Source organism: Mesorhizobium sp. M2A.F.Ca.ET.037.01.1.1 (genome assembly GCF_003998075.1).
Lineage (GTDB): Bacteria > Pseudomonadota > Alphaproteobacteria > Rhizobiales > Rhizobiaceae > Mesorhizobium.
Map to the genome: position 1 here is coordinate 1 of NZ_RZSA01001383.1, position 1,284 is coordinate 1,284.

A 1,284-nucleotide genomic window follows, 5' to 3' on the forward strand; every position below is an offset into this window, starting at 1 on the left:
GGCGGCCATCGCGGGGGTTGCGGTGTAGGCGCATGGCCAGGATGGAAAGAATACCGGAAGCAGGCTCGGAAGAGGCAATCCGCGCCTACAAGACGATCCTGTCGCAGGTCATCGACCAGCGCCCGTCCGGCATGCGCCAGCGCCTGGCCGACGCGCTCGGCAAGCACCGCAGCTTCGTCACGCAGATTTCCAGCCCCGCCTATACGATCCCGATCCCGTCAAAGCATCTGCCTTCCATCTTTTCCGTCTGCCATTTCAGCCAGGCCGAGCGCGACCAGTTCATGGCCGCCTATCACCAGGCGCATCCTGGCAAGGCGCCCGCGGCGTCCGGTCCGCGCAAGACGCGACACGTCTCGCTCATCGTGCCGGATTTCGGCGACGACAGGCAGAACGCGGCGCTCGACCGGGCGATCAACGACTTCATCCAGAAAATAACCAGCATCGCCGGCAAGGGCAGCGGCTGACCTTTGTTGCCGGGCTGTTTGGGAGGACGCCATGAAGAAATTTATGAACACCGTGGACACGGTGCTGACCGAAAGCCTCGATGGCTTTGCGGCGGCTCATGCCGATATCCTCGTGCTTGGCGACGACCACAAATTCATCCGCCGCAAGGAGCTAAAGCCCGGCAAGGTGGCGCTGATCTCGGGCGGCGGCTCCGGCCATGAGCCGCTGCATGGCGGCTTTGTCGGCCACGGCATGCTCGACGCCGCCTGCCCCGGCCAGGTCTTCACCTCGCCGACGCCCGACCAGATGCTCGCGGCCGTGCAGGCCGTCGACACCGGCGCCGGCTGCCTGTTCATCGTCAAGAATTACGAAGGCGATGTGATGAATTTCGACATGGCGGCCGAGATGGCGGACGGCGTGCTGCAGGTCGTGACCAATGACGACGTCGCGGTCGAGAACTCGTCCTACACGACAGGACGGCGCGGTGTCGCCGGCACGCTGGTGGTGGAAAAGATCGTAGGCGCCGCCGCCGAGCAAGGCATGGCGCTGCCCGCGCTCAAAGCGCTGGGCGACCACGTCAACGCCGCGACGCGCTCGATGGGCGTGGCGTTGACCAGCGGTACGGTGCCCGCCGCCGGCAAGCCCACCTTCGAGATCGGCGACGGCGAGATGGAGTTCGGCGTCGGCATTCATGGCGAGCCCGGCCGGCGGCGCGACGCGCTGAAGAGCGCCGACGCCATCGCCGAGGAGGTCTGCGCGGCGATCGCCGGCGATTTCGGCGACCGCGCCACGGGGCCGGCACTGCTGTTCGTCAACGGCTTCGGCGGCACGCCCTCGATG

The 1,284-nt window shown here is 66.7% G+C and carries 2 protein-coding genes; both read left to right on the plus strand.

What is annotated here, in order from left to right:
- Nucleotides 1-32 precede the first annotated feature (32 nt).
- On the plus strand, nucleotides 33-464 hold the full coding sequence (locus EOA27_RS36935) for a hypothetical protein (RefSeq protein ID WP_189342179.1): 432 nt from the start codon (nucleotides 33-35) through the stop codon (nucleotides 462-464).
- Nucleotides 465-495: 31 nt separating this feature from the next.
- Nucleotides 496-1,284, plus strand: a 789-nt coding sequence (locus EOA27_RS36940; protein ID WP_127258773.1) for a dihydroxyacetone kinase subunit DhaK, incomplete at its 3' end; no start/stop codon positions are given.